The 21,454-nt window shown below is 73.4% G+C and carries 13 protein-coding genes, 2 tRNA genes and 1 pseudogene; 7 read left to right on the top strand and 9 right to left on the bottom strand.

All coding sequences use genetic code 11. The features are described from left to right. Positions 1–423: 423 nt before the first annotated feature. On the bottom strand, positions 424–960 hold the full coding sequence (locus tag ACZ58N_RS23490; protein WP_281210936.1) for a MarR family winged helix-turn-helix transcriptional regulator: 537 nt from the start codon (positions 958–960) through the stop codon (positions 424–426). Positions 961–1,083: 123 nt separating this feature from the next. Between ACZ58N_RS23490 and ACZ58N_RS23485 the strand changes: the two genes are divergently transcribed. Next, positions 1,084–2,379, top strand: a complete 1,296-nt coding sequence (locus ACZ58N_RS23485) for an MFS transporter (protein WP_471163122.1) — start codon at positions 1,084–1,086, stop codon at positions 2,377–2,379. A gap of 68 nt (positions 2,380–2,447) precedes the next feature. Here ACZ58N_RS23485 and ACZ58N_RS23480 read toward each other — a convergent pair whose 3' ends face one another. Next, complete coding sequence (locus ACZ58N_RS23480; protein ID WP_471163082.1) at positions 2,448–4,178, bottom strand: ATP-binding SpoIIE family protein phosphatase; 1,731 nt, start codon at positions 4,176–4,178, stop codon at positions 2,448–2,450. A 157-nt stretch (positions 4,179–4,335) separates the two neighbouring features. Beyond that, complete coding sequence (locus ACZ58N_RS23475) at positions 4,336–5,754, bottom strand: NAD(P)/FAD-dependent oxidoreductase (RefSeq protein ID WP_471163079.1); 1,419 nt, start codon at positions 5,752–5,754, stop codon at positions 4,336–4,338. 342 nt (positions 5,755–6,096) lie between these two features. Here ACZ58N_RS23475 and ACZ58N_RS23470 point away from each other — a divergent pair, with 342 nt between their 5' ends. Both ACZ58N_RS23470 and ACZ58N_RS23465 read left to right on the top strand, forming a co-directional pair. Continuing rightward, positions 6,097–6,873: a TetR/AcrR family transcriptional regulator gene (locus ACZ58N_RS23470; RefSeq protein ID WP_471163077.1), complete on the top strand. Its 777-nt coding sequence runs from the start codon at positions 6,097–6,099 to the stop codon at positions 6,871–6,873. Positions 6,874–7,895: 1,022 nt separating this feature from the next. Next, positions 7,896–9,872, top strand: a complete 1,977-nt coding sequence (locus tag ACZ58N_RS23465) for a sigma-70 family RNA polymerase sigma factor (RefSeq protein ID WP_471163074.1) — start codon at positions 7,896–7,898, stop codon at positions 9,870–9,872. A 48-nt stretch (positions 9,873–9,920) separates the two neighbouring features. Here ACZ58N_RS23465 and ACZ58N_RS23460 read toward each other — a convergent pair whose 3' ends face one another. Then, the gene (locus tag ACZ58N_RS23460; RefSeq protein WP_471163072.1) at positions 9,921–12,212 is read right to left on the bottom strand and encodes an asparagine synthase-related protein; all 2,292 of its coding nucleotides are present in this window, start codon (positions 12,210–12,212) and stop codon (positions 9,921–9,923) included. A 639-nt stretch (positions 12,213–12,851) separates the two neighbouring features. Between ACZ58N_RS23460 and ACZ58N_RS23455 the strand changes: the two genes are divergently transcribed. The 4 genes from ACZ58N_RS23455 to ACZ58N_RS23440 are packed head-to-tail and all read left to right on the top strand — an operon-like array spanning position 12,852 to position 17,978. After that, positions 12,852–14,462 carry a sporulation protein gene (locus tag ACZ58N_RS23455; protein ID WP_471163069.1) on the top strand — a complete coding sequence of 537 codons (1,611 nt, stop codon included), beginning with the start codon at positions 12,852–12,854 and terminating at the stop codon, positions 14,460–14,462. Positions 14,463–14,481: 19 nt separating this feature from the next. After that, the gene (gene lhgO, locus ACZ58N_RS23450) at positions 14,482–15,702 is read left to right on the top strand and encodes an L-2-hydroxyglutarate oxidase (protein ID WP_471163067.1); all 1,221 of its coding nucleotides are present in this window, start codon (positions 14,482–14,484) and stop codon (positions 15,700–15,702) included. A gap of 30 nt (positions 15,703–15,732) precedes the next feature. Continuing rightward, entirely contained in the window at positions 15,733–16,608 is an 876-nt protein-coding gene (trmB, locus tag ACZ58N_RS23445) for a tRNA (guanosine(46)-N7)-methyltransferase TrmB (protein ID WP_471163064.1), read from the top strand. 41 nt (positions 16,609–16,649) lie between these two features. Beyond that, entirely contained in the window at positions 16,650–17,978 is a 1,329-nt protein-coding gene (locus tag ACZ58N_RS23440; protein ID WP_471163062.1) for a PrsW family intramembrane metalloprotease, read from the top strand. Here the strand turns inward: ACZ58N_RS23440 and ACZ58N_RS23435 are convergent. The 5 genes and pseudogenes from ACZ58N_RS23435 to ACZ58N_RS23415 form a co-directional block, all read right to left on the bottom strand. Beyond that, on the bottom strand, positions 17,975–19,030 hold the full coding sequence (locus ACZ58N_RS23435) for a M23 family metallopeptidase (RefSeq protein WP_471163060.1): 1,056 nt from the start codon (positions 19,028–19,030) through the stop codon (positions 17,975–17,977). The two genes, ACZ58N_RS23440 and ACZ58N_RS23435, sit on opposite strands and share 4 nt — an antisense overlap. A gap of 329 nt (positions 19,031–19,359) precedes the next feature. Beyond that, positions 19,360–20,526, bottom strand: a complete 1,167-nt coding sequence (locus tag ACZ58N_RS23430) for a PP2C family protein-serine/threonine phosphatase (protein WP_471163119.1) — start codon at positions 20,524–20,526, stop codon at positions 19,360–19,362. Positions 20,527–20,697: 171 nt separating this feature from the next. Beyond that, a tRNA-Met gene (locus ACZ58N_RS23425) sits at positions 20,698–20,771 on the bottom strand. A 191-nt stretch (positions 20,772–20,962) separates the two neighbouring features. Next, a tRNA-Lys gene (locus ACZ58N_RS23420) sits at positions 20,963–21,035 on the bottom strand. Between the two features lie 183 nt (positions 21,036–21,218). Continuing rightward, a pseudogene (locus tag ACZ58N_RS23415) lies at positions 21,219–21,454 on the bottom strand (DEAD/DEAH box helicase); the annotation flags it as partial.

Below are 21,454 nucleotides of genomic sequence, written 5' to 3'. Positions count from 1 at the left end.
CCGAAGTGGACGGGGTATCAACTTTTGGCGTTGATTTTTGGCACGCTGTTGAGTTCTCAAGGAACGGACGCTTCCTTTGTACTCACCCTCGCGGGCTTTCCTCCGGGCTTTCGTTCTGTTGTCCTGCTCTGTTCTTGCGTTTCCGACTCTATCAGACTCTCTCGGGCCTGACTCCCAGTCAGCGGGGTTTGTCTTCCGGGCTGTTGGGCCCTTCCGACTCCCGAACTCTAGCTGATTTCCCCGGCAACCGATAATCGGGCCTTCGGAAAGGAATTCGGACATGCCGAATTCGTTCCCAGTGGGAGTTCGTGCTGAGTTGGGTGCCGCAACGAGGCGGCGGGATTTGTTGACACCGGAACCTTTCGGCTCTGGGACAACTCGAAGAACCTTACGGACCGGCGGGGTCGGTGTCAACCCTGGAGGTCAGCCCCTCGACTGGAGGTCCTCCACCCGGTCCAGCAGTCGCGTGAGGACGTCGCCCAGGATGCCGCGCTCGGCCGTGGACAGGTCCTGGAGGAGGTCCTCCTCGAAGACCGTGGCCGCGCGCATCGCGTCCAGCCACTTGCTGCGGCCCTCGTCCGTGAGCTCCACGATGACGCGGACCCGGTTGGACTCGTCGCGTTCGCGGGTCACCAGGCCTTCCGCGGTCATGCGGTCGATCCGATGCGTCATGGCCGCCGGCGTGAGGCCCAGCTGCTTCGCGAGCTCGCTCGGGCCCATTCGGTAGGGGGCTCCCGAGATGACGAGGGCCTTGAGGACCTCCCACTCGGCGTTGCTGATGCCCAGAGCGGCGGTCTGACGTCCGTACGCGACGTTCATCCGGCGGTTCAGTCGGCTCAGTGCCGACACCACCTTCTCGACCTGGGGGTCGAGGTCCTGGAACTCGCGCTGGTAGACCGCGATCTGCTCATCGAGGCTCGGCTCGTGGACGGGCGTAGTGCCGTCGGGGGTGTCACCCATGCGTCGAAGTATGGCACGGGACCCATTGGCATCTAACTCCTTCGATGTGTAGAGTTAAGGATCGAACTTTAGGAATGAAGTCTTCAGGCTTCAGTTATCAAGGTGGTGAAAGTGACCAAGGTGATGGGCGCTGCGATGCGGCGGATCCAGGCCGGCAACGCGTTGACCGCGTTCGGCATCGGCTTCACGGTTCCGTTCCTCTACATCTACGTGGCGCAGGTGCGAGGGCTGGGCTCCATGGCTGCCACGAGTGCGTTCGTGGCGTTCGCGCTGGGTGCTCTCGTCGCACTGCCCTTCACCGGGCGGGTCATCGACCGGCGGGGTCCGGTGCCCGTGGTCATGGGTGCGGCCGTGGCCGCGTCGGTGGGCGCGCTGGCGCTCGGGCTGTCGACCGGGGTCGTGCCGATCCTGCTGTCGGCGCTGGCGCTGGGTGCGGGCCAGGCCGTCATGCAGCCCGCGCTCGCCACGATGATCGTGTGGTGCTCGACCCCGTCGACGCGGACGCGCTCCTTCGCCCTGCAGTTCTTCCTGCAGAACCTGGGTCTGGGCATCGGCGGGCTCGTCGGCGGTCAGATCGTCGACGAGAGCCGGCCCGGCAGCTTCACCCTGCTGTTCGGCATCGAGGCCGTGATGTTCCTGGTGCTGGCGGCGGTCATCGCCACCGTGCGGATGCCGCAGGTCGCGGGTCTCAAGGACGCCATGCCGCAGAAGGACTCGGGTCCGGCCGGCGGCAGCGGCTGGAAGCGGCTGCTCCGCCACAAGGCGATGGTGCAGCTGTGCGTGCTGGGCTTCGTGCTCTTCTTCGCCTGCTACGGACAGTTCGAGTCGGGTCTGGCCGCCTTCGGTACCGAGGCCGCCGGGATATCGCCCTCCACGCTCGGGTTCGCGCTGGCCGCCAACACGGGTGCCATCGTGATCGCCCAGTTCGTGGTGCTGCGGCTCGTGGAGAAGCGGCGTCGGTCGCGGGTGATCGCGCTCGTCGGGCTGATCTGGACCGTGGCGTGGATCATCGCCGGGTTCTCGGGTCTGGGGCACGGCAGCGCCATGATGGCCGCGGCCGCGTTCATCACGACGTACGCGCTCTTCGGCATCGGCGAGGCCATGCTGTCGCCGACGCTGGCGCCGCTGGTGGCCGATCTTGCTCCGGAGGGCTCGGTCGGGCAGTACAACTCGGCCTTCGCCCTGGTGAAGCAGATGGCGTTGGCGCTCGGGCCGCTCGGTGTGCCGCTCGGAGCGGGCATCCCGATGCTCTACATCGGGCTGTTCGTGGTCGTCTCGTTGGGCATTGCCGGGCTGGCGCTGCGGCTCGGCAAGCAGCTGAGCCCCGTGCAGGACAACCCTTCGCTGAGCAGGGTCGTGGCACAGGGCGGTCCCGCTGTCGGTACGGCGGCCGTCGCTTCGCAGCCCGCGCACGTGTAGTCGTACGCGGACGTCGTAAGTACGCGTGAGGCCCCGGTCCGGTGGACCGGGGCCTCACGCGTGTGCCGCTACTTGTCCGGCAGGGCGAACTCGCACCAGACGGCCTTGCCGCCGCCCGGGGTGCGGCGGGAGCCCCAGGACGAGGCGATGGTCGCGACGATGGAGATGCCACGGCCGGTCTCGTCGGCGGGTTCGGCCCGGCGGCGGCGCGGAAGGTGATCGTCGCCGTCGGTGACCTCCACGATCAGGCGGCGGTCGGTGCGGCGCAGGCGCAGCCGCATGGGCGGGGTGCCGTGCTGGAGGGAATTCGCGACGAGTTCGCTGGCGGCCAGGACCCCGAGGTCGCACAGTTCGACGGGAAACCGCCAGGAGGCGAGGACGCCCTGGGCGAAGGCGCGGGCGCGCGGGGCCGCCTCGATGCCGCCGAGGAGTTCGAGGGCGGCGTTGTGGAAGAGCTCGGCGTCGGCTCCGGTGCGGGCGGGCTGCTGGAGGACCATGACGGCGACGTCGTCGTCGTGGTCGGCGTCGACGCCGAGGGCGCGCATGAGCCGGTCACAGACAACGGCGGGGGTCCCCTGCGCTCCGGAGAGGGCGCGTTCGAGGGTGGCCACGCCCTCGTCGATGTCCTCGCCGCGGCGTTCCACCAGGCCGTCGGTGTAGAGGACGGCGGTGGAGCCGGGGCCGAGGGCGATGGTGCCCGAGGTGTGCAGCCAGCCTCCGGTGCCGAGCGGCGGGCCGGTGGGGTCGGCTGCGCGGCGGACGGTGCCGTCCTCGTCGCGGACGAGGATCGGGAGGTGGCCGGCGGAGGCGTACGCCAGGAGGCCCTCATTGGGGTCGTGGACGGCGTAGACGCAGGTGGCGATCTGGCTGGCGTCGATCTCGGCGGCGAGGCCGTCGAGGAGTTGGAGCACCTCGTGCGGGGGCAGGTCGAGGCGGGCGTAGGCGCGGACGGCGGTGCGGAGCTGGCCCATGACGGCGGCGGCGCGGACGCCGCGGCCCATGACGTCCCCGATGACGAGGGCGGTGCGGCCGGCGCCGAGGGTGATGACGTCGTACCAGTCGCCGCCGACGGCCGCCTCGGTGCCGCCGGGCTGGTAGGTCGCGGCGACGCGGAGGTCGTCGGGCTGTTCCAGTTCCTGGGGGAGGAGGGAGCGTTGGAGGGTGACGGCGGCCTCGCGTTGCCGGCGCTCGCTGGCACGGAGCCGTTCGACGGCCTCGGCGTGGTCGGTGACGTCGGCGAGGTGGACGAGGATCCCGGTGTGGTGGGGGTCCTCGGGGCCGTCGGCGTCGGTCTTGGGGAGGTCGACCGGGGTGCAGGTCACGGTGTAGGAGCTGCCGCCGCCGGGTGCGGTGCGGTTCTTGGCCGTACGGGGCTTGCCGCTGCGCCGGACCTGGTCGAGGAGTTCCAGGAGGCCGAGCTCTCCGAGTTCGGGGAGGGCCTCGTGGGCGGGGGCGCCGGGACTGCGCGGGCCGAAGCCGGCGGTGTAGGCGTCGTTGACGTAGGCGACGCGGTGCTCCGGTCCGTGGACGAGCGCGACGAGGGCCGGGAGCAGGCCGAGGACCTCGCGTACGGAGAGCTCGTCGAGGGCGGGGACGGCGGCCAGTGCTGCCGTCCCGGTCCCGGAGACGGTGGCGTCGGCGGGGCTGCCCTCCGGTGGGGCGGTGGGGTGGGCGGCGGCGCCGCGGGCCGCCGGGACGGAGCCCTCACCCCTTTTGGCCTGGGCGGCGGCGTGTTCGTTCCGGGCGGCGGCGCGGCGCTGCGTTCCGGGAAACCGGGCGCTCCAGCGCGTGAAGTTCACTGCGTTCAGGCCTCGTGGTGTCGCAAGTGGTCGCTGTGTCGCTCGTGGTCGGTCTCTGGGCATGTCACTGGGTGCGCGTACACCCGCACGGTCACTCTGTGCAGGTGTTAGCGCACCTATGGTCACACGTCCAGTGTGGCGGACCGCACTGACAACGTCAGCCCTGGTTGTCCTGCGGGGGTTCGGGGGCGGGGCGGGGCTTGTGGTGTGCCGGGCCTCCGCCGGCGGCGAGTTCGAATTCTGCCCTGGGATGTTCGAGTGAGCCTAGGGAGACGATCTCCCGCTTGAACAGACCTGAGAGGGTCCATTCCGCAAGGACGCGCATCTTGCGGTTGAAGGTGGGGACGCGGCTGAGGTGGTAGGCGCGGTGCATGAACCAGGCCGGGTACCCCTTGATCTTGCGTCCGTAGATGTGGGCGACCCCCTTGTGGAGGCCCAGGGAGGCGACGGAGCCGACGTACCTGTGGGCGTACTCGGTGAGGACCTCGTCGCGCAGGGCGGCGACGAGGTTGTCCGCGAGCTGCTTGGCCTGGCGTACGGCGTGCTGGGCGTTGGGGGCGCAGGTGTGGCCCGGTTCGGCCGCGGTGATGTCGGGGACGGCGGCGGCGTCGCCGGCCGCCCAGGCGTGGTCGACGCCCTTGACGGTGAGGAAGGACGTGCAGGTGAGGCGGCCGTGTTCGTTTCTGGGGAGGTCCGAGGCGGCGAGGACGGGGTGCGGTTTCACGCCGGCGGTCCAGACGACGGTGCGGGTCGGGAAGCGGGAGCCGTCGCTGAGGACGGCGACGCGGTCCTCGCAGGAGTCCAGGCGGGTCTCCAGCCGGACGTCGATGTTGCGGCGACGGAGTTCGCGGACGGTGTAGGTGCCCATTTCCGGGCCCACCTCGGGGAGGATCCGGTCGCTGGCCTCGACCAGCACCCACTTCATGTCCTCGGGCTTGACGTTGTGGTAGTAGCGGGCGGCGTAGCGGGCCATGTCCTCCAGTTCGCCGAGGGCTTCGACGCCCGCGTATCCGCCGCCGACGAAGACGAAGGTCAAGGCGGCGTCGCGGATCGCCGGATCGCGGGTGGAGGAGGCGATGTCCATCTGCTCGATGACGTGGTTGCGCAGGCCGATGGCCTCCTCCACGGTCTTGAACCCGATGGCGTAGTCGGCGAGGCCCGGGATGGGGAGGGTTCGGGAGACGGAGCCGGGGGCGAGGACGATCTCGTCGTACTCGATCTCGATCGCGCCGGTGCCCTCCTCGGCGGTGGCGAGGGTGGTGACGGTCGCGGTGCGCTTGGCGTGGTCGATGCTCTTGGCCTCGCCGATGACGATGCGGCAGCGGTCGAGGACGCGGCGGAGCGGTACGACGACGTGGCGGGGCGAGATCGAGCCGGCGGCGGCCTCCGGGAGGAAGGGCTGGTAGGTCATGTAGGGCTCGGGCGTGACCACCGTGACCTCGGCCTCGCCGGATCTCAGCTTCCGCTGGAGGCCCAGGGCCGTGTACATGCCGACGTAGCCGCCGCCGACGATGAGGATCCGCGTGCGGGGCGGGGTACCGGGGGCGTCGCCCCGGGAGTTAGCAGCCTTCACCATCCCATGACGCAACGTGGCTGGGAGTTTGTCCACAGGCCCGTCAAATTGTGTGACCGGTGGGGGTGGCGGGACGGGCCTGCCGCAGGTGCCTGGAGGGAGTGAAGGTCCGCAGGTCAGGAGGTGCGGAAGGTGAGATTCCGGAGGCTTCCTGGGGAAAAGTGGGGGTCAGTGCTCCGATCGGGCGGCGGCCGGTCCGGGGCTGCCCCTTCTGAATTGACTCTGGCTCAACTATGTTCGTATCTCGTCGAGGAGTAGGACCGGGGCCCTCATGACCGTGGCCCCCCTCGACGTGAAGGCGGGGAATGTCTCCGGGGGGAGACAAATGATTACCGGGGGATACATATGCACATTTCCGATTTCCATGGTTCTGCCACCGCTCTGTCTGCCGAGAGCGGCGGCCGCGTGATGGCGGGCACGACGACCCACGGGGTGGGCCGTTCGACGCCGCTGCGCGTGGACGCTCAGCGCAACCTCGAACACGTACTGCGCGCGGCTCGCGAGGTATTCGGCGAGCTGGGCTACGGCGCTCCGATGGAGGACGTGGCGCGCCGCGCCCGCGTCGGCGTCGGCACCGTCTACCGGCGGTTCCCGAGCAAGGACGTCCTGGTCCGCCGTATAGCGGAGGAGGAGACCGCCCGGCTCACGGAGCAGGCCCAGACCGCGCTGGGCCAGGAGGAGGAGCCGTGGCAGGCGCTGTCGCGCTTCCTGCGGACCTCCGTGGCCTCCGGCGCGGGCCGACTGCTGCCGCCGCAGATCCTGCGGGTCAACGCGGACGGGGAGGACGGGGCCGACGAGGCGCCGGCCGCCCCGGCGCGGGTTCCGCACCAGCGTCAGGCCGTCGCGGGCGGGGCGCCCGACCTCCGGGTCGTGGGCGCGCGGCACTCCGTCGAGGACGACCTGGCGGACGACTCCGGCGCGGGTGCGCTGCTGGAGGTCGTCGGTCGCCTGGTGGACCGTGCCCGGGAGGCCGGTGAGCTGCGTGCCGATGTCACGGTGGCCGATGTGCTGCTGGTCATCGCGACCGCGGCGCCCGCGCTGCCGGACCCGGCCCATCAGGCAGCGGCTTCGGCCCGACTGCTGGACATCCTGCTCGAAGGGCTGCGTTCCCGGACCGTCTGAGGCGGGCGTTCACCGGGGGGCGGGTGCCCTTCGTCGGGGGCGGCCTCGCTCCTCGCCGGGGGCCGGTGCTCCCGGACGGTGAGCCGTTTCGCTCCGGGTGTGGTTCCGGTGGCGCCCTGGGTGAGGCGTCGGGGGCTTCGGCCCCGGGCGCTTCACCGGGCCGGTGGGTGGGTTTGGGACCCGGTGGCCTCGGAACCTGTGATCCGTGCCGGTGGGCCGGGTTTCGGACCGGGCCGGTAGTTCGGGCCTGTGATCCGGGCCTGTGATCCGGACCTGTGGCGGCTGATCGTGGGTGGCCCGTCGACGGGTGTCGCTTCGGTGGGGCTCGCCGATTCGTGCCGCGTCGACGGGGGCTTCGCCGCTTCCTACCGGGCTTGGCCGTGCCGGACCCGGAGAGATGCCGGATCGCTGAGCTGCGCCCGGTGGGTGCCGGGTCCGGCGAGATGCCGGACTGGTGCGCCTCGCTTGGCGGGTTGAGGACCTGGCGGGTGACTCGCCGGCGGATGCAGCGTCCGTGAAGTACCTCGCCTGCGGATACCTCGCTGGTGCGTGCCGTGTCGGCGAGAGCCGCGCTGGTGGATGCCACGCCCGGTGCGTGGCGGGCCGGCGAGAGCCGCGCCCGTGGATGCCACGCCGGTGGATGCCGCGCCCGGTGCGTGGCCCATCCCGGTGCGTGGCGGGGCACGGTGGTCGCCGTTTCGGTGTGCGGTGGGATCGGTGGATGCAGCTGCGGTGTGTGGGTCTCGTCCCGCGCGGGGCTTGCCCGGTGGGTGCCACGTCGCTGCCGGGGCGGGGCTGGCCTTGAGGGGTGGGGGTTTCGATGTGGGTGACGGACCGAACGGGGTTGTGCGTCAAGGGGGTTACTCGAACGATCGGTCGCTCGAACGGGTGAGGATCGGCGCCGTGGATCGTCGGATCTTGCCCGGATGAGTGGATGGTGCTCGGAGGGGGTCGGGGCGCCTGCGCCGTGTGCCACGCTGGATCGGTGTACCGGTTGAGTGTGGCGTGCGGGGGCTTCCGCGATGGGCGTTGACGGGCGGGACGAGTCTCGCGGTGGTGCCGGAGGCGAGGTCGAGTCGGGGAGCCTGCCCGCCCGTCAGGTACCGGCCCAGCGCGAACCGCGCGGCCGGCACGCCGCACCGGTCACGGGCCTGGCCGACCTGCCCCCGTCCGACGCCGAGCTGGTCGCCCGGATGCGCGGTGGGGACGACGGCGCGTACGAGGAACTCTTCCGTCGGCACGCCGACTCCGTCCGCCGCTACGCGCGCACCTGTTGCCGCGATGCGCACACCGCCGACGACCTGACCGCCGAGGTGTTCGCGCGGACCCTCCAGGCGGTGCGGGGCGGGGCGGGGCCGGACCAGTCGGTGCGGGCCTACCTGCTCACCACCGTGCGGAGGGTCGCCGCGGCGTGGGCGAAGACCACCAAGCGGGAACACCTCGTCGAGGACTTCGCCCTGTTCGCCGAGCAGTCGACGGGAGCCGAGGCCGCGTCCGGGCTGGGCGGGGCCGACACCCTGGAACTGGGCGCGGACGTACGGGCGATGCACCAGGCCGAGCAGTCGCTGGCCATGCAGGCCTTCCGGAGCCTGCCCGAACGGTGGCAGGCCGTGCTGTGGCACACCACCGTCGAGGAGGCCTCGCCGAGTGCGATCGCCCCGCTGTTCGGGCTCAGCCCCAACGCGACCGCGGTGCTCGCCAGTAGGGCCCGGGAAGGCCTCAAGCAGGCCTATCTGCAGGCCCATGTCAGTTCCGCGCTCAGCTCGGGCGGGGACTGTGCCCGGTACGCGGACCGGCTGGGCGCGTACGCCCGGGGCGGGCTGCGGATGCGCGCGGAGCGCGGACTGCGCAAGCACTTGGAGGAGTGCGCCAAGTGCCGGCTCGCCGCCGGGGAGCTGAAGGACGTCAACGCGGGCATCCCCGCGCTGCTGCCGGTCGCGGTCATCGGATGGTTCGCCGCCGGGTACGCCGCCAAGGCGGCCGGAGTGGTGGCCGGTGGGGCCGTGGCCGCGGGCGGGGCCGGAGCGGCCGCCGCGGCGGGCGGTTCGTCCGCGGGCGCCGGAGCGGCCGGGGCCGGAACCGCCGGAGCGGGTGCGGGTGCCGGCGCTGCGGGTGGGGCCGGGGGTGCGGGTGGGGCCGGTGCCGGGGGTGCGGTGGTTTCCGAGGGGCTCGGGCTGCCGGCCAAGGCCGCCATCGCCGCCGGTATCGCGGTCGCGGCGGCCGCCGGGGTGGTGTTCGCCCTGGTCGGGGACGAACCCGAACAGCAGGCCCGGGCGAAGCCGACACCCGGCGTGGCGGCGCCGGTGAGGCCGGTGGTTCCGCGGCCGAGCCCGTCCCCGACACCACCCGGGTCGCCTCCGGCGGGGGCTCCGGCGCCGGCCGCGCGGGCCTCCGTACCTCCGCGACCGACGAGCGCGCCTCCCGCCCCGGCGGCCTCCGCGCCGGCTCCGGCCCGGCCGTCGGCTCCGAAGTCGGCCCCGGCGACCGCCCGGCCTGAGCCGGCGCCCACGCCGACGAAGGCCTCGCCGACACCGACGCCCGCCCCGCCCGCGCCGCAGCCCCCGCGGGGCTTCCCGCTGGCCCTGTTGGGGCACTCCGCGTACGGGACGCACCGCGGTCCGGAGCTGGAGACCTGGCGCAGCAGCTGGGTGTGGCAGCGGTGGGGGCAGGTGATCGGCGGGCAGCGGTTCGGGCAGGGGATCACCGTCAACTCCCGTTCCTCGGTGGAAATCACCCTGAACCGGCAGTGCACCGGCTTTTCGGCCCGGGCCGGGGTGGACGGGCTGTCGTTGCTGACCGACGGCACGGTGCGGTTCTCCGTCTACGGGGACGGGCAGCGGCTGTGGCGGTCGGGCGCGCTCGGGTACGCGGACGCCCCGGCGGCGGTGAACGTGTCGCTGGTCGGGCGCGGGACGTTGCGGCTGGTGGTGGAACAGGTCGGGCCGGGGAGGTTGCCGACGCTGGCCGGCTGGGCGGACGCGGTGATCAGCTGCCGTTGAGCTCGGCGGGGGCGTCCCCCAGTTCCGCCAGTTCCGCCAGTTCCGCCCTCAGCGGTCCGCCGGCCGACGGAGGTGGTCGGGGGCCGCGGGTCGCAGGCGGAGGGGGACGCCGGGGGTGAGGCGGCCGAGGGCGGTGTCGAGGACGGGGACGGCGCGTCGGCGGGGGGTGGAGGTGCCGGTCCAGCAGGTGCCGCGGCGGGCGAGGAGGCGGCGGAGCCACAGTTCCATCGAGACGAGTTCCGCGAGTCCGTCGAGGGGGACGGGCCGGCCGTCGGCGGCGTCGAGCAGGGCCTGCCGCACGACCCTGGCTTCGATCAGGCCGGCGTCGGCGAGCAGCGGGGCGGCGAACAGCGCGAGGAGTTCCTGGAGGGCTGCGCGCAGCCCGAGGCGGGTCGCGGTCTCGTTCGGGGTGTGGGTGGTGGCGCCCCAGCCGGGCGGGAGTTCGCGCACGCCGGCGGAGGCCAGGACGCTGCGCAGGATCGCGGCCCGGGCCCCGGGCTGCACCCTCAGTGATTCCGGCAGGGCACGCGCGGCCCGTACGACCTGGTTGTCGAGGAACGGGGCGTGCAGGCGTTGGCTGCGCACCTCCACGGCCTGTTCGAAGACCCGGTGGTCGGCGGCGTGACGGGTCAACACGGCGCGGGCGCGGGCCTCGCCGGGGCGCAGGGAGAGCGGGGGGCGTCCGGCGGCGGCGCCGAGACGGATCGATACTTCCGCGAGTGCCTCGCCGGTCAGCCAGGCCGCGGCGGGTCCGGGGCGGGACCAGGTGAGGGCGGCGAGGGAGGCGTCGACGGCGCTGGCCACGCTGCCCCCGACGGCACCCTCGCGCAGTCGGGCCGCGGCGGCCTCGATGCCCGCGCGGTACGGCGTACGGGCGAGGCGGCGGGCCGCCGAGTACACGGTGAGCGGGACGAGGAGGGACTCGCCGGAGGCCGACGCGGAGCGGGCGAGCGCGGCGACGGGGCGCAGCAGGTGACGGCGTCGGCGGTCCATGAGGAGGTCGGCCATGCGGGCGGGGTGTGCGTCGAGGACCTGGCGGGCGCCGTGGCCGACGAAGTGGTCGGCGGACCCGGCGGCCAGGCGGCGGCGTTCGCGGGCGGCGACGACGAGGGTGGGACCGGGTTCGTCGGTGAGCGGTCCGTCCAGTTCCGCGTAGGGGAGGGCCTCTTCGGCGGCGGCGACGACGACGTGGTGCAGCCGGGGGTTGGCGGCGATGGCGTGGGCGCGTTCCAGTTCGGCCTCGCGGCCCTGCGGGGTGGCGAGGTCGTTGAAGGTGACGGCGAGGAGCCGCGAGCCCGAGCCGGGGATGGTGCCGGGGGCGCCGGGCAGGCCTGCGGCGAGGAGGGCGAGGGTGGCGGAGGCGCTCCCGCCGGAGAGGTCGGAGCCGACGCCGGGTGCGGGGGCGCCGCGGGCGGCCCGTCGGTCGGCGGGGCCCATTCCGGGCACCGGGCCCGGGTCGGGAACAACTGTTTCGGGAGCATGCCGGGGGGCCGTGAGCCGGGCGCGCACCGCGTCGACCAAAGCTTCCCGTACGCCCTCCACCGCGCGCTCGGCGTCGGCCTCGGGCGTGGCGACGGCGAGGGAGGCCACCGGTTCGTAGCCGGTGATCTCCCGGGAGCCCTCGCGGAGGATCAGGGTGTGGCCGGGCGGGATGCGCCGGACGCCCGCGTACGGTGTGCCGTCGCCCAGTGCCTCCGGGCTGTCCGGGCAGGCCAGGAGGGCGGCGAGGTGGCCGACGTCGAGCTGGGCCTCGATGAGGTCGGCGAGCGGAAGGGCGGCGGTGGCGTACGCGGTTCCGCCGGCCCAGGGCGTGTAGAACACGGGCCGGGCGCCGGCGAGGTCGCCCAGGACGGTGATGCGGCGGCCCGCCTGGACGACGGCGGTGTAGCTCCCGGACCACTGGGTGAGGTGGCGCAGGGCGCCGCCGCGGGCGGCGTAGAGGGCGCGTCTGAGCTCGGCGTCGGTGGCGCCGCAGCAGCCGAGGACGGCGAGTCGGGTGAAGGGGTCCGCGGGGTCGGCGGTGACGGTGCGGATCTCGTCGGGGCGCCAGTCGCCGACGGCCCACAGCGGGTCGGGGTCTCCCCAGAGGAGTTGGGCGCCGACGGGGTGGACGGTGCGTTCGGCGTCCTGGGCGGCGGGGTCGTCGGGGTGGGCGGCGTCCGCGATGCCGCCGCGCGGCCGGTCCCCGTACGGGCCGTGGCCGTCGGCGGAGTCGCGCCCGCCCGAGGGCCCGTACGCGCCGGGCGTGGTTCCGTGGGCGCCCGGTGTTCCCTGGCCGGAGACGCGCCCGGCCGTGCCGAAGCTCGCGGCGATACTGCTCCAGCCGACCAACCAGCGCACCGCCGCCTCCCCCAGCCTGTGGGCACATGACCGGGGCGGTGCACGGCTCGGACGACGCGGTCGTCGCTGAGGGCGCGGCCGGCTGGGCCCCGGGTGGCTCGGGTCCATGCTGCCACGTGATGGGCGTGCGAGAGTGACTTCGGGGGGCGCACATGTAAACGAATACGCCCCGGCCACGCGGTATTTGGCGTTCCGTTCCCACCGCCCCATAGGTCGGTTTCGGCCATTCTTCAGCCGTACTGAGTACCTGCGCGTCGCCGCGGGATTCGGCGCCGGCCGCGGTCCGGGGGCGGGATCCACCCCCCGGACCGTTCCGCCACCCGCGGGGATTGAGGTAGCGGCATCCCCCGGCCCACCTGGTCCACGTGGCGGGCCGACCCACGCACCGCACATCGAATCGCCGGGTCCCGGCGCGGGCCAGAGCGCACGGCCGGGCGCACGGCCACACGGCCGGAGCACGGACTGACACGTGCGCCCCGGGCCCGGAGCCGGGCCCGACTGTGCATACGGACAACAATCCCGCCATACGGAACTCGGGGCCTTAACGCTTGGGAGGCGGGGAACTACGCTGGGTTTACGAAATGCCGGGCGCCTATGCCCCGGCGGCGTCTGCGTTCCGCGTGTGACGAGGGGTGGCGCATGTCCAGGGAGCTCCGCGAGCCCAACGAGAAGCTCGGCGCCGTCCTCGCCCTGGCGGGCATCAGCAACGCCGGGCTGGCCCGGCGGGTCAACGACCTCGGCGCCCAGCGCGGTCTGACGCTTCGCTACGACAAGACCTCCGTCGCCCGTTGGGTGTCGAAGGGCATGGTGCCGCAGGGCGCCGCCCCGCACCTGATCGCCGCCGCCATCGGGGCGAAGCTGGGCCGGCCGGTTCCGCTGCACGAGATCGGACTGGCGGACGCGGACCCCGCGCCCGAGGTCGGGCTGGCCTTCCCCCGCGACATCGGCGCGGCCGTGCGGTCCGCGACCGACCTCTACCGGCTGGACCTCGCCGGGCGGCGCGGTGGCGGCGGGATCTGGCAGTCCCTCGCCGGCTCCTTCGCGGTGTCCGCGTACGCGACGCCCGCCTCGCGCTGGCTGATATCTCCGGCCGACAGTTCGGTGGCCCGCGAACCGGGCCCCGTCCGGGAACCCGGTGCGCCGCCGGCGCCGGCCGGCGCCCCTCCCGCCCCGGTGGCACGCCCCGCCACCGCGGCCCGGCAGTCGACCCCGACCCGGGCGGCGGCCGTCGCCCCCGCCGTCCCCGCGCAGGACGTTGTGCCCGCGCCGCCCGGGAGCGAAACCGCCGCGGCGGCCTCCGAGGCCGCGGGCGCGCCGCCGGAGGGCTCCCCGCAGCGGGTCGGGCACAGCGACGTGACGAAGCTGCGCGAGGCCGCCGAGGAGGCGCGCCGCTGGGACTCCAAGTACGGCGGCGGGGACTGGCGTTCGTCGATGGTCCCCGAGTGCCTGCGGATGGACGCGGCGCCGCTGCTGCTCGGGTCGTACACCGACGAGGTGGGGCGCGCGCTCTTCGGCGCGACCGCCGAACTGACCCGGCTGGCCGGTTGGATGGCCTTCGACACCGGTCAACAGGAGGCGGCGCAGCGCTACTACATCCAGGCCCTGCGGCTGGCCCGCGCCGCCGCCGACGTACCGCTCGGGGGCTACGTCCTGGCCTCGATGTCCCTCCAGGCGACCTACCGGGACTTCCCGGACGAGGGTGTGGACCTCGCCCAGGCCGCCGTGGAACGCAACCGCGGTCTCGCCACCGCCCGCACCATGAGCTTCTTCCACCTCGTCGAGGCCCGGGCGCACGCGAAGGCGGGCGACTCGGCCGCCGCCGGGACGGCGCTGCGCGCCGCGGAGGGCTGGCTGGAGCGCTCCCGCGACGGCGACGGCGACCCGACCTGGCTGGGTTTCTACTCGTACGACCGTTTCGCGGCGGATGCGGCGGAATGCTACCGGGACCTCAAACTCCCCCGCCAGGTCCGCCGCTTCACCGAACAGGCCCTGTCCCGCCCCACCGAGGAGTACGCGCGCTCGCACGGGCTGCGCCTGGTGGTCAGCGCGGTCGCCGAGCTGGAATCGGGCAACCTCGACGCGGCGTGCGCGGCCGGCACCCGCGCGGTGGAGGTCGCGGGCCGGATCTCCTCGGCCCGGACGAACGAGTACGTACGGGACCTCCTGCACCGGCTCGAACCGTACGGGGACGAACCGCGCGTCGCGGAGCTCCGCGAGCGGGCACGGCCGCTGCTGGTGACACCCGCGTAGCCGCATTGTCGGTGGCGGGGTGCAGTATGCAGGGGTGGGAGGTGTCAGCGTGGACTGCGACGTGCTGGTGATCGGTGGTGGGATCGTCGGCCTGTCGACGGCGCATGCCCTCTCCCGGCTGGCCCCGGGGACGCGCGTGGTCGTCCTGGAGAAGGAGGCCGGGCCCGCCCGACACCAGACGGGCCGCAACAGCGGGGTCATCCACAGCGGCATCTATTACCGTCCCGGGTCGCTGAAGGCGCGCTTCGCGGTGCGCGGCGCCGCCGAGATGGTCAAGTTCTGCGCCGAGCACGGCATCCCGCACGAGGTCACCGGCAAGCTGATCGTCGCGACCGACCGCCGGGAGCTGCCCCGCCTGCACTCCCTCGTCCAGCGCGGCCGGGAGAACGGCATTCCCGTGCGGGAACTCGGCCCGGCCCAGATCGCCGCGTACGAACCGGAGGTCCGCGGCCTCGCCGCGATCCACGTGGGCACCACGGGCATCGTCGACTACGGGCGGGTGGCGGCGCAGCTCGCGGAGTCCTCGGGCGCGGAGATCGTCTACGGCGGCGCGGTGGACCTCGTGTCCCGCCGCCCCTCGGCGGTGGCGGTCCGCACGACGTCCGGCCTGGTGGTCCGGGCGAGGGTGCTGGTGAACTGCGCGGGCCTGCAGTGCGACCGGATCGCCCGCCTCGCCGGCGACGATCCGGGCATGCGGATCCTCCCGTTCCGCGGCGAGTACTACGACCTGGCCCGCCCGGGCCTGGTCCGGGGCCTGGTCTACCCGGTACCCGACCCGGCGTTCCCGTTCCTCGGCGTCCACCTCACCCGGGGCATCGGCGGCGGCGTCCACGTCGGGCCGAACGCGGTGCCCGCCCTGGCCCGCGAGGGCTACGGCTGGTCCACCGTCCGCCCCCGCGACATCGGCTCCGAGCTGGCCTGGCCGGGATCCTGGCGGATGGGCGCGCGGCACTGGCGGTACGGGGCGGGCGAGATCCGCCGCTCCCTGTCGAAGCGGGCGTTCACCGAGGCCGTGCGCCGCCTGCTGCCGGCCGTCACCGCGGCGGACCTGACGCCCGCCCCGGCCGGCGTCCGCGCGCAGGCCGTCCTGCGGGACGGAACCCTGGTCGACGACTTCCTGATCCGTGAGGCCCCCCGCACGGTGCACGTCCTCAACGCACCCTCCCCCGCGGCGACCGCGTCCCTCCCCATCGGCCGCGAGGTCGCCACCCGGGCCCTCCACGCGCTCCGCACCGCCTGACGGCGCCCCGCGTCGTAGAATCTCGGCATTGTGTCTGAGTCCCCGAATCCCCAGCCCAGCCTCCCGGACACCGCGCCGGAGGCGTCCTCGTACGTGCCCCCCAAGTGGCGCACCGAGCCCCGCTTCCCCGACGGCCCCGCCCCCGACCCGGCCGGCTCGCACCACGAGCGCCGCATCCGCAGCTTCCAGCCGCGCCGCAGCCGGGTGACCACCGGACAGGGCGAAGCCCTGAAGCGCCTCTGGGGCACCTGGGGTCTCGACATCGACGGCCACGAGGTCATCGACCTCAAGCGGCTCTTCGACGGACTGCCCGTCGTCCTGGAGATCGGCTTCGGCATGGGCGAGGCCACCGCCCAGATGGCCGCCGCCGACCCCGACACCGGCATCCTCGCCGCCGACGTGCACACCCCCGGCCAGGGCAACCTCCTCGCCCTCGCGGAGCGGGGCGGCCTCGGCAACGTCCGCGTGGCCAACGGCGACGCGATCATCCTGCTCCGCGAGATGCTGCCGGCGGATTCCCTCGCCGGGCTGCGCGTGTACTTCCCGGACCCGTGGCCCAAGGCCCGTCACCACAAGCGCCGGCTGATCCAGCCCGAGTTCCTCGATCTGGCCGCCACCCGCCTGGCCCCCGGCGCGGTCCTGCACTGCGCGACGGACTGGGAGCCGTACGCCGAGCAGATGCTCGAAGTCCTCACCGCGCACCCCGACTTCGAGAACACCCAGTCGGACGGCGGCTACGCCCCGCGCCCCGACTTCCGCCCCCTGACCCGGTTCGAGGGGCAGGGCCTGGACAAGGGCCACGTGGTCCACGACCTCCTCTTCCGTCGTGCCGCGCACCGCTCCCCCGGCGTTCCCACCGACCCCGCGCTCCCCACCGACACCGACCTCCCCACCACGAACGGGTAAACGTCACTCCGGGTGTCCGACCGGCTCGGTAGGGTCATCATGTGTTCCGAGCGCTGTCCCGTGTGCTCGCACGTCCTTCGGGCAGGGCCCGGACGTGCGTGCTCGTCGCCCTGCTCACCGTCACCGGGATCGCGATCCTCGAACTGGTGCGGGAGCAGACCGGCACGGCCGGCTTCTTCGTGGGTCTCGGCCTGGCCCTGCTGCCGGTCCCGCCGCTCATGGCGGCGTTCCGGTGGCTCGGCCGGGCCGCGCCGGGCCCCTGGCGGCAGTTGCTGTTCTGCTTCGGCTGGGGGGCCTGCACCGCGGCCCTGATCGCCATACTGGCCAACAGCTTCGCGACGCAATGGGTCGCGGCCGCCACGGCCGACCCCTCCGACGCCGATCAGCTCGGCTCGGTCGCGATCGCTCCGGTCGTCGAGGAGACCGCCAAGGCCGCCGCCCTCTTCCTGGTGTTCGCCTTCCGAAGACGACATTTCGCGGGCCCCGCCGACGGGTTCGTGCTCGCCGGGTTCACCGCCACCGGGTTCGCCTTCACCGAGAACATCCTCTACCTGGGCAACGCCTTCTACGAGGACGTGGCCAACGGCACCGGCGTACTGGACTCCGTGACGGCGGCGACGTTCTTCGTACGGGTCGTGCTGTCGCCGTTCGCGCACCCGCTGTTCACCGTCCTGACGGGCCTCGGCTTCGGGGCGGCCTCGCTCAGCGCCGGCCGTGCGCGCCGGATCGGCCTGCCCCTGCTCGGCCTGGCGCTGGCCATGGGGACGCACGCCCTGTGGAACGGCTCCTCACACTTCGGTGAGTACGGTTTCTACGTGGTCTACGGCTGCGTGATGGTCCCGGCGTTCGGGCTGCTGCTGTGGCTGGCCGTGCGGATGCGGCGCCACCGGCTCCGGGCCGTCGCCGCCGAGCTGTCGGTGTACGCCCGCGCGGGCTGGCTCGCTCCGGCGGAGGTACCGGCCCTGGCTTCGCTGCCGGCCCGCTCACTGGCGAAGGGCCTGGCCCGGGCCACCGGAGGCCACGCGTCCGCCCGGGCGGTGACCCGCTACGCGGCGGACGCCACCGCCCTGGCCGTGCTGCGCCACCGCGCCCGCCGCCGGGGCCGGTCGGCCTGGGAGCCGGACTTCGCCGAGCGGGAGCGGGAGTTGCTGGACGCCCTCTGGCGGCGCCGGGCGACGGCCGCGCCGGCACTGGCACGGGCCGCGGTACTGGAGGAACTGCTGCCGCCCCGCTCGGGCCTGCCGGCGGAGGTTCCGCCCGGCACGGCGCGGCCGCCCACGGGCACCCTCGCGGCCGTCCCGGCCCCGAGACGACACCTGGCGACCCGCGGGGAACGCCCGCGGCCGCGCGAGGAGTCGGCCGCCCGCTAGACGCTGAGGCCCTTGCTGTTCAGCCACGCCATCGGGTCCATCGTCGAACCGCCCTTGCGCACCTCAAGGTGGAGGTGGGCGCCGGTGACGTTGCCGGTCGCGCCGACCCGGCCGATGGTCTCGCCCGCACCCACCGCGCCGGAGGTCACAGACATCGAGGACAGGTGGCAGTACCAGATCTCCGTACCGTCGTTGAGCTGGAGCACGATCCGGTAGCCGTACGCACCGGACCAACCCGCCGAGGTGATCTTTCCTGCGCCGACGGCCTTGACCGGGGTTCCGGTCGGGGCGGCGAAGTCGAGACCGGTGTGGTGGCCGGAGGACCACATGGAGCCGGCGGCACCGTAGCGCGAGGTGAGCGTGTAGGCGGAGGTCGGGAGGACGAAAGCGCCCCCCGCCTTCGCGACGGGAGCGGGCGCCGGAGCGGAGGCCGCCTCCGCCTTGGCCTTGGCATCGGCCTCGTCGGCCGCCGTCTTCTCCGCCGCAGCCTGGTCGGCGGCGGCCTTCTCGGCGGCCGCGCGCACCGTCTCGGCCTCCTTGTCGGCCGTTTCCTTCTGGGTCCGCGCCTCCTGGGCGGCGGCCTCGCGGGCCGTCCGCTCGGCGTCGGCCAGGGCCTGCGTGTCGGTCGCGTCCTGCTGCGACTCGGCCTGCTGGAGGATGCGGTTGCGCAGCGCCTCGCCGGCGTCGCCCTGTCCCTGGGCATCGGCCTGCTGGGGGATCTCCGCGGTACGGGTGGCCTTGGCGGCGGGCGCATCCGTCGGGGCGTCGTCGCCCGCGCGGTCCCCGCCCATCAGGTCGGGCAGCGAGGGCATGGATATGGAGACCTGGGGCCGGTCCTGCGCGGTGGCGATGCCGCCCGCGCCGACCGCCGCGATCACGCCGACGCCGAGCACGGTCGAGCTGCGGGCGAGACCGCCGCGCGGCTTGAGGGTGCGGTGCTTGCCGCGGACGGGACGGACCGAGTCCTCGGTGGGGTTCCACTCGCCCCAGGCTCCGGCGCTGGGCGCCTCCTGGACGTCGGTGCCGTCAGGGGCAGGCGAGTTGGAGGCCACCGGGGCACACTCCTCATGGGCGAGAACGCACACGGTGCCGTCTCTTGCGACGACTGGGACGACCGCGATGCGTTATCGAAAGGTAATAGACATGGGGGAGTGATTCCAAGCTGTTGCGATTGATCGTTAACGCCAATCGGCCACGCACCGCACGGCTTTGGCCCGGACATCAGCCACTATCGATGATCAAACAGGGCAAAGAGCCCCTCTTTTGCTCATCACTTCAGCCACATTGACCAAATGACGCCCCGTCAGAGAACTCGCGCAGAGCACCCCGCCCACCACGTACGGTCACGACAGGACCCTCGGGTCGTCCGGGAACCTCCGCCTCACGCCTCCTCCCGCGGCACCACCGGCACGGTCCGTCTCCGCTCCGGCTGGCCCTCGCCGGGCCGGCCCACCGCCAGCAGGGCCATGTCGTCGGTCGCGCCGCCGCCCGTGTGCCGGCGCACGTCGCGGCTGAGCGCGACGAGCACCTCGTCCGCCCCCGGGAAGACCCGCCCCCGCAGCCGGTCCGCCGGGTCGTAGAAGGTCCCCGCCTCGTCGCGGGCCTCGGTGAGCCCGTCCGTGAACAGGAGCAGCGTGCTGCCGGCCGGGAAGGCCCATTGCCCGGCCCGGTCCGGCGGACCGACGAGGGCCAGCCCGCCCAGCCCCAGCGGCAGGGCCGGTTCGGCCGGGGCGAGCACCGCGAGGGCCCCGTCGGCGTGGAGCAGCAGCGGTTCGGGGTGGCCCCGGTTGAGCAGCCGCAGGTGCTCGGCGCCCGGCGGGATCTCCCCGAGCACGCACGTCGTGAACCCCTCCACCGCGTCGAGGCTGTCGCGGCGGACGCCCTCCCGGTTCAGGGCGCGCTCCAGGCGCTGTGCGAGCCGCTCCAGGGTCGGTTCGGTCTCCGCCGCCTCGCGAAAGGCGCCCAGCACCACGGCGACGGCCTCCACCGCCCCCAGGCCCTTGCCCCGGACGTCGCCCACCGCGAGGCGCACCCCGTACGGGGTGTCCTGGACGGCGTAGAGGTCCCCGCCGATGAAGGCGTCGGCCTGCGCGGCCACGTATCGGGCGGAGACGTGCAGCCCCGCGATCCGTTCGGCGGGGGTGGGCAGCACGGCCCGTTGGACCGCCTCGGCGATCCCGCGCGCGGAGGCGAGCCGCTCGACGCTGCGCCGCACGACCCGGTTGATCAGCAGGGCCAACCCGGACACCGTGAGTACGGTCGCCAGCTCGGTCAGCGCCTCGACCTTCCATCCGGTGCCGGCGTACACGTGCAGGCCGAGGACGCCGAGCGAGGCGGCCACACCGATCAGGGCGGTCGTGCGGAAGGTGAACAGGGGCGCCGCGACCAGCGGGGCGGCGGAGAAGAAGGGCGAGCCGGTGAAGCTGGGCGGGGTCAGCACGTTGAACAGCAGCCCGACGAGGATCAGCAGGACGGGGAGCAACCGGGCCACCCGCGGAACCGCGCCGTCGCCGGGGACGGTCGCGCGCTCCTTGTCCTGCCGGCCCAGCCCCGCCAACGCCGCCTCCTGCCGCCCGGTCCCGCCTCGCCCCCTCCAGGCTGGCGGTACCCGCCCCCGTACGGCGACCGGACCGCGCCGATCGGGTGACGCCACGGTTCCCGGCCCAACGGGGAACGACGAAGGCCCGGTTCCACAAGGGAACCGGGCCTTCGTACTGAGTAGCGGGGACAGGATTTGAACCTGCGACCTCTGGGTTATGAGCCCAGCGAGCTACCGAGCTGCTCCACCCCGCGTCGGTAAACCCAACTCTACGTCATTCGGGGGACGCCCCCCACCAATTAACCCCCCGGGCGCCCACCTGGAGAGCATCATCGCAGGTCAGAGACCTGCAATCGGGCTCCGAACGACGAAGCGCCCCACCCGATGTCATCGGGTGGGGCGCCAAGTGGCAGGGCGGGAAGGGCTTCCCGGGTCCTGCGAGCGGTAGGCCATGTCGGACTCGAACCGACAACCAATGGATTAAAAGTCCACTGCTCTGCCAATTGAGCTAATGGCCCTCCACGTGCTCACCCCCGAGCATAGCCGGAGAGGGGCTCGTCGCCGATCGGGTATCGCCGGGTGTGGCCCCGGCGGTTTTCCGCCACGGGTCGCGAGAGGGGTGAGGGGGGCGGAGAACGGCCCGGCCCCCACCGCACCGGAGTGCTGTGGGGGCCGAGTCGGTGTCAGATGACGCTCAGGCGTCAGCCGTTGCGCTTCCAGCGGGGCTTGTCGTCACGACGGCCACCGAAGGAGCCGGTCGAGCCGGAGCCGGAGGGGCGGTTGTCGTCACGACGGCCGTAGGGGCGCTCGCCGGCGCCACCGGAGCGGAAGCCACCGGACGGACGGTCGTCGCGGCGGAAGCCACCACGGTCGCCACCACGGTCGTCACGGTTGAAGCCACCGGACGGACGGTCGTCGCGACGGAAGCCGCCACCAC

Source organism: Streptomyces sp. NPDC040432, from assembly GCF_055595445.1.
Note: the sequence above shows the minus strand (reverse complement) of the source record. Positions and strands in the feature narration are given on the sequence as shown.